Annotated in this window: 5 protein-coding genes and 3 pseudogenes; 5 read left to right on the top strand and 3 right to left on the bottom strand. The window is 59.5% G+C overall.

Annotation, left to right across the window (positions count from 1 at the left end):
• Positions 1–192: 192 nt before the first annotated feature.
• A pseudogene (locus EN750_RS13575) lies at positions 193–1,188 on the bottom strand (aldehyde dehydrogenase family protein); the annotation flags it as partial.
• A gap of 611 nt (positions 1,189–1,799) precedes the next feature.
• Between EN750_RS13575 and EN750_RS13565 the strand changes: the two are divergent.
• Both EN750_RS13565 and EN750_RS13560 read left to right on the top strand, forming a co-directional pair.
• Entirely contained in the window at positions 1,800–2,138 is a 339-nt protein-coding gene (locus EN750_RS13565; protein ID WP_063169282.1) for a helix-turn-helix transcriptional regulator, read from the top strand.
• Positions 2,128–3,444 carry a HipA domain-containing protein gene (locus tag EN750_RS13560; protein WP_063169281.1) on the top strand — a complete coding sequence of 439 codons (1,317 nt, stop codon included), beginning with the start codon at positions 2,128–2,130 and terminating at the stop codon, positions 3,442–3,444. Before EN750_RS13565 ends, EN750_RS13560 begins: the two co-directional genes overlap by 11 nt.
• On the opposite strand, the gene EN750_RS39415 is transcribed toward EN750_RS13560, so the two are convergent.
• Together EN750_RS39415 and EN750_RS13555 are read right to left on the bottom strand one after the other, a co-directional pair.
• The gene (locus EN750_RS39415) at positions 3,435–3,776 is read right to left on the bottom strand and encodes a hypothetical protein (RefSeq protein WP_189526189.1); all 342 of its coding nucleotides are present in this window, start codon (positions 3,774–3,776) and stop codon (positions 3,435–3,437) included. The two genes, EN750_RS13560 and EN750_RS39415, sit on opposite strands and share 10 nt — an antisense overlap.
• A 237-nt stretch (positions 3,777–4,013) precedes the next feature.
• Complete coding sequence (locus EN750_RS13555) at positions 4,014–4,370, bottom strand: hypothetical protein (protein ID WP_126080678.1); 357 nt, start codon at positions 4,368–4,370, stop codon at positions 4,014–4,016.
• Between the two features lie 516 nt (positions 4,371–4,886).
• Here EN750_RS13555 and EN750_RS40695 point away from each other — a divergent pair.
• The 3 genes and pseudogenes from EN750_RS40695 to EN750_RS13540 form a co-directional block, all read left to right on the top strand.
• Positions 4,887–5,419 (top strand): annotated as a pseudogene (locus EN750_RS40695) (IS21 family transposase); the annotation flags it as partial.
• A 10-nt stretch (positions 5,420–5,429) separates the two neighbouring features.
• Positions 5,430–5,743: pseudogene (locus EN750_RS40690) on the top strand (ATP-binding protein); the annotation flags it as partial.
• Between the two features lie 192 nt (positions 5,744–5,935).
• A partial coding sequence (locus EN750_RS13540; protein WP_145967627.1) for a hypothetical protein occupies positions 5,936–6,434 on the top strand: 499 nt, incomplete at its 3' end.

Here is a 6,434-nt window from a genome sequence, read left to right as displayed (position 1 = left end):
GCCTGCGGTCAATGCCGCCACCTAATTGGAAGTTCCAAACGCCGTTGGCCTGAAACACGGATGCCCGGCAGCGAGCTCAGTCTCCTGCCGGGCATCCGTGTTTCAGGTCAACGGCGTTTGGAACTTCCAATTAGGTGGCGGCATTGACCGCAGGCCGCCCCCCGGTGGGGCGGAGAGACAGTGCAGCAGGTTTCAAATCCCGCCCATGCAAAGATATTTCATTTCCAGATAGTCCTCGAGGCCATGACGGGAACCCTCCCGCCCGATGCCGGATTGTTTGATCCCGCCAAACGGTGCCGCCTCCGAGGACATGCGTCCCGTGTTGATGCCAACCATGCCATATTCCAGAGCCTCTGCCACACGCCAGACCCGCTTCAGGTTTGAGGCATAGAAGTATGCGGCGAGGCCGTAGATCGTGTCATTGGCCTCGCGCACGACCTGATCCGCATCGTTGAAGCGAATGATCGGCGCGAGCGGCCCGAATGTCTCCTCTTGCGCGACTGCCATGACGCTGGAAATCTCGGTGAGGACCGTGGGTTCGAAAAACGTGCCATTCTTGCCGATACGCTGGCCCCCGCATCGTATTGTGCCGCCTTTCGCAATGGCATCTGCGATGTGAGACTCGATCTTGGCCAGAGCATGCTTGTCGATGAGCGGTCCGATGTCCACTCCGGCATCGAATCCGTCGCCAACCGACAAGTGCCGGATTCTTTCCACGAATTTCTTGACGAACTCATCGTGAACGCTCGATTGGACGTAAATGCGGTTCGCGGAAACGCAGGTCTGGCCGGCATTGCGGAACTTCGCCTGGACCGCACCGTCAACAGCACCGTCAATGTCGGCATCATCGAAGATGATGAAAGGTGCATTGCCGCCGGTTTCAAGGCTGACCTTCTTGATCTGGTCAGAGCACTGACGCATCAGCAGCCGTCCGACCTCGTTCGAACCGGTAAAGCTGATCTTTGGAATTGGTGCAGAGTTCACGGCCCACGCGATCACCTTCGGACGCATAGATCAGGTTGACCACGCCATCGGGAAAGCCGGCCTGATGGCGAGAGCAAACATTGCACCTAGCCACGCCACGATAAGATCGAGCGCGGCTTCGTTGCGTGCGGGTCTGTGGTCAGTGGAGGGCGGAGGAAAAGCGCTCGGCGTGCTCGCCCTCGCGATACCACTGGTTCGCGCCGGCAAGCGCCAGTTTCTGAGGCAAATCGCCGAACAGCTGGTAGAGCCTTACTCTCAGGGCTTGGCATCTATGTCGCCTACGACCGCCACATGCAGCCCGTCGCGTGCGAAAGCGGCTTTGTGGAAGGCGCTTAGATCGGAGGGCGTTACGCTAGTCAGCCTCCCTTGGGCGGTCTCGAATACGGATGCGTGCGTAGATTCCGCGCCGCCAGGCCAGCTCGGCGATCGCATGAGGTTCGCGCTCATTGGCAATGATTTCGGAGAGAAGCTGGGCGCGTATGCGGTCGAAAAGTGCTGGTGTAGCCGGATGCGGGTCCCGCCGCCGAGAATGTCGGCCAGCAGTCGAGCGCCGCGGCCCCGCACCAGGGACCGCCCATGAATGACTCATGCGAGGCGTCTCAAGGCTGTCCGCGATCCAGCGCCAGATCTCCGCCTCGCCCGAGACGCGCAGAGCTGGCCGGTTGTGCAGGAGCCGTCGGCAATATCCGCCTTCCTCGTTCGGATGGGTAACGCTTGCGATACGGAGTCTTGACTTTGGCAGTCGCTCTGTGACATTACCTATATAAAGTTCGAAAGAAGGCGATATGGATCATGCATAGGTCACAGAGACCCGAATGAAGGCAACGTATAAACGCACCTATTCGCGCTACGCGATGGAAGCGCTTGGCCTTTTCGGTAAGACCATCCGGCTTGGCCGGATGCAGCACCGGTTAACCGCACAGGAGTTAGCCGAGAGAATCGGTGTTTCACGCAGCACCCTGCAGCGCATCGAGAAGGGCGATCCCAAAGTCGAAATCGGACTGATGTTCGAAGCTGCTGCCATTGTCGGTGTGAAGCTGTTCGATGCCGACGGCAATGGCATCACAGCCCTCACAGGCCGCATGGACGATCGCATCGCGCTGCTGCCGAAGCACGTCTACAAGGCCGGCAAGCAGATCGTCGATGAGTTCTAAGGTCCCCAAGTACGACGAAGCCTATGTCTGGGTCTGGCTGCCGGGCGAGACCGCGCCGGTTGTCGCCGGGCGGCTATATGCCCATGACGGACTCGTCAGCTTCAACTATGGCAGGAGCTTTCGTGAACTGGGAAGCGCGATCCCGCTTTATCTCCCGGAACTGCCCCTGAAGGCAGGCGAATTGCCTTTGCTTCCTGGCCTAACCATGCCGGGATGCATCCGCGATGCTGCCCCTGATGCCTGGGGACGACGGGTTATCCTAAACCGCAAATTCGGTGTGAAGGGCGATGAAATCGCGCGGCTCGATATTTCAGAACTGACGTTCTTGCTGGAATCAGGCTCGGACCGCATCGGCGCGCTCGATTTTCAGTTTTCGCCAATGCATTACGAGCCGCGCGCACTGGCCAATGCCACTCTCGAAGAGCTTGTCCAATCGGCGGAGCGGGTAGAGAAAGGTATTCCGCTCACCCCCGAATTAGATCAGGCGCTGCATCACGGCAGCTCGATCGGCGGCGCAAGGCCAAAGGCGCTGATCGAGGGTGACGCCGTCAAGCATGTCGCGAAATTTTCCTCGTCTGCCGACCTTTACAGCGTCGTCAAAGGAGAATTCATAGCCATGCGGCTTGCCGCCTTGTGCGGCATCAGAGCGGCATCCGTCTCGCTCGTTCGCGCCGCAGGCAACGACGTGTTGCTCGTCGAGCGATTCGACCGGATCAAGGTCACGGGCGGCTGGCAACGCAAATCCATGGTCTCAGCGCTGACGATGCTCGCGCTCGATGAGATGATGGCGCGTTACGCCAGCTACCAGGATTTGGCGGAGATCATTCGCCACCGATTCACCGCGCCGTCGGAAACTCTGCGCGAGTTGTTCAGCCGCATTGTCTTCAACATACTTTGCGGCAACACCGACGATCATGCCCGCAACCATGCGGCATTCTGGGACGGCGCTAAGCTCACCCTCACGCCTGCGTACGATATTTGTCCGCAGGCCCGCAGTGGCCAGGAGGCCAGCCAGGCCATGCTCATCAGCGGCAATAACCGCATGAGCCGGATAGCGTCCTGCCTTGAAGCGGCGCATCACTTCCTGCTCAGCGCGCCGGAAGCTCTTGCGATTGTTGAAGGCCAGCTCCGATGCATTGCGGAGAATTGGCCGCGTGTCAGCGAGGAAGCTACGCTATCCGGCACAGATCGCAATCTGTTCTGGGGCCGACAGTTCCTCAATCCCTACGCTTTTACGGCGCTGGAAGGAAGCGCCGACGTTCTCCGCGCTCTGGCTGACGAACTACGCAACAGTGTTCACGCCTGATCCGGCGCTGGATTTCGGACAAGCTCGGCAAGCGCAAGACGCCCACAATATCGACAACCCTTGCCGTGCCAGGACGAAGATTGAACAAACGGCTCTTCAACAGTGACAACGTGCACTGCGGAGAGATGTGGAGCTGACACCGCAAAAGCCCAAGACGCGCGACTTCCCGCGATACAACTCCACATAACTGAGCGTCTACAAGCGGTGCAGCCAGCCAAACATCCAGCCATCAAAGCGATGATCGTCTGATCTTTTGCCGATGACATCACGTCGGGGAAGCCTTGTTCGAGCGCTTGCCGCTTCATATCGATACCGGCCTGGGCGTAGCGCATCGTTAGTTCAGCCCGAGTGGCCTGGCCATCGACTGATGGTGGCGATGTCAACACCCGCCTTGACGAGGTGGATGGCCGTCGTGTCCCGCAAAGGGCGATGATGGATGCTTTTTTCCGCCATGGTGGTTCCTTCGCCCGCAGCCATGTGTGCGCAGCAAGTATGGAACACCGAACCGGGTGAGCAGTGTGGGGCGGTCGTTGCTTTGCTCGGCGGGACAGGGCGATACCAGACGAAGGTCACAATCGAAGATTCAGGATCCCTGAACTCGTGCATCCGTATTGAACATCAGCGAAAACAGAGCGTAATCCCGCTGTCCAGAAGGCGTGCGGCGGACGATACGCGCCAGGACGCTCTTGATTTCCGGGCTCATCGAGATATTCGACAGGTGCCACCCACGCGCCCTCTTGAAGGGAAGTGTCACCACCAGTTGCAGCGTATCCTAATATTCGGGGTGCTCCGAAATCAGGAACCGCGCAAAGGCATCCATCGCCGCCAGCCTTGCATTGCGGGTCGCAACTGCCACGCTCGACCTCAAGTGATGTGAGAAAGCTGCCCATCCTGTCGGTATTGATGTCGGAGACCGCTTCTTTCAAGAATATCTTCCCGCTCTCCCGCGGCATGAGCCCGTGGCATGCTTCGGCCCAATGCTGTGGATTGATGTTTCTTCATGCCACAACCTCGCTGACGAGACCGCCGAAAGCCCCTTCAAAGCGGTCGGTGGCGATCTCTCGCAGCTTTGGAAGGTAGTGCATTGATTTTTCGTGGAATGGGGACCCTGTTTAAAGGGTGATTTTCGTCCAAACGGGACCCTTTAACGATGGGGTCATCAAGATGCCTCCGGCTTGATCGGAGGCATTTGTGTTTTGGATGTTGGTTTTAGAGACGATTGCAAAGATACGTCGGCTGTCGCTGGTCCAGGGGAAGTCGATCAAGGCGATCTGCCGTGAGCTGAAGATCTCGCGCAAGGTGGTGCGCAAGGTCCTGCGTTCTGAGCAGACGGAGTTCCGCTACGAGCGCAAGCACCAGCCCTATCCCCGCATGGGAGCTCGGCGTGAGACGCGGGACCGGCTGCTGTCGGCGAATGCGGCCAAGCCGCAGCGGGAGCGGCTGCCGGTCGCTTCGACGGCTTCCACTGCATTCCCCCGTCGGTGTCGAAGACCTGCACGGTGCGCTTCGACAACAACAAATACTCGGTGCTGTCGAGTGCCGTCGGTCGGCCCGTCGAGATCCATGCTTATGTCGATCGGATCGCATCCGCCAGAGGATGGCGTGGTCGTGGGAGAACACGTTCGCTCCTTTGGCCGCAACGAGGTCGTCTACGATCCCTGGCACACGGCGCGCGCCGTTCCTTAGCTGGGTCGTGCGGTCGGCAATGGAGAAGGTGCGGCGCAGCTCAAGGCGGTTGATGACGTCGACCGGCAGATGGTGTTGATCCTCACCTGGGTGCTGACCGACGGATTGAGCGCGGTCGAGGCCGCCTGTCAGGAAGCCATCGAGCACGGTGCATCGTCGGCGCCGGTGATCCTCAACATCCTGGCCCGCAGCCGCGATCCGGCGCCGGGCACGATCCTTTCCATTCCCCAAGCGCTGAAGCTAGCTCACGAGTGTCGCCGACTGCACCCGCTATGACAGTCTCAGGAGGACAAACAGCCATGGAACGCACCGAGGTACTGGAACTGATGGGAGCGCTGAAGCTCTACGGAATGCGCAGAGCCTATGACGAGATCATGGGCGCGTCGCCATCAAGCGACGGCACGAGCCGCCCAGGATTGTCGGTGATCTCTTGCAGGCCGAGATATCGGAGAAGCAGGCCCGCTCCATCAAATACCAGTTCGCTGTCGCCAAGTTGCCGCTGGCCAAGGACATCGACGACTTCGACTTCGCCGACACGCCGGTCACCCCCTGATGCGCGATCTCGCCCGGCCGCGCCTTCGTCGCCGATCAGCGCAACATCGTCCTGGTCGGCCGCCTTCACGGGTCACCCAACTCGCGCGGAAGGTCGACCGCATTGCGACGGGCGCGTGTCGACTTCCCAACAATGTCAGACAGGAGACGCAACGCTATCGGAGCGATCGCATTGCCCGAAACGATTTTCCCAGTTGGCACGACAATTGCGGTCCTATGCGCAAAAGCAAACTAGACCTGAGAGCCGCACCGCATGAATGTAGCCTCCCAATATCTGCCGCTTGTGGCGCATCACGAAGCCGGGCACGCGGTGGCCGCCATCGTTTTGCACCGTCAGACGTTCGACGACGACCGTGAACTCCCTGCTTTCTCAAGTGTTAGTATTTACCCCGACGCCGGTGACGGAGAGTGCGGTGGTGTTGTCGAAGGCGCGGGTTTTTATTCAGCGCAAGGATTCACCTCGAAGCGAAAGCCGATTTTCGAGGACGATATGGATCGATGTTTGGAACGCGATGATGCGATCCGGGAGATAGTTGCGTGTCTGGCAGGTCCTTTTGCAGACTCCGCATTCGAAGGCTATCTGGACCCGCGCGATATGGCGATGAATGCGTCCGATGGGAATGAGGGGAGCTGCGACTACGCGGATGCCAAGCGAATCTATGGTGAGTTGCGGTTCCTGATGCCGCGCCGCCCCGATTGGGGGCGGATCGAAGATTGCACGGCCCGGCTAGTACTCGATCACTGGTCGGCCA

The sequence above is a fragment of the Mesorhizobium sp. M7A.F.Ca.ET.027.03.2.1 genome, assembly GCF_003999175.1.
Classification (GTDB): domain Bacteria; phylum Pseudomonadota; class Alphaproteobacteria; order Rhizobiales; family Rhizobiaceae; genus Mesorhizobium.
This window is presented reverse-complemented; position numbering and strand designations above follow the sequence as displayed.

Bases quoted from the DNA above. Each gene is read 5' to 3' on its own strand.
- EN750_RS13565 (WP_063169282.1), top strand. From the start codon at position 1,800: ATGAAGGCAACGTATAAACGCACCTATTCGCGCTACGCGATGGAAGCG.
- EN750_RS13560 (WP_063169281.1), top strand. From the start codon at position 2,128: ATGAGTTCTAAGGTCCCCAAGTACGACGAAGCCTATGTCTGGGTCTGG.
- EN750_RS39415 (WP_189526189.1), bottom strand. From the start codon at position 3,776: ATGCGCTACGCCCAGGCCGGTATCGATATGAAGCGGCAAGCGCTCGAA.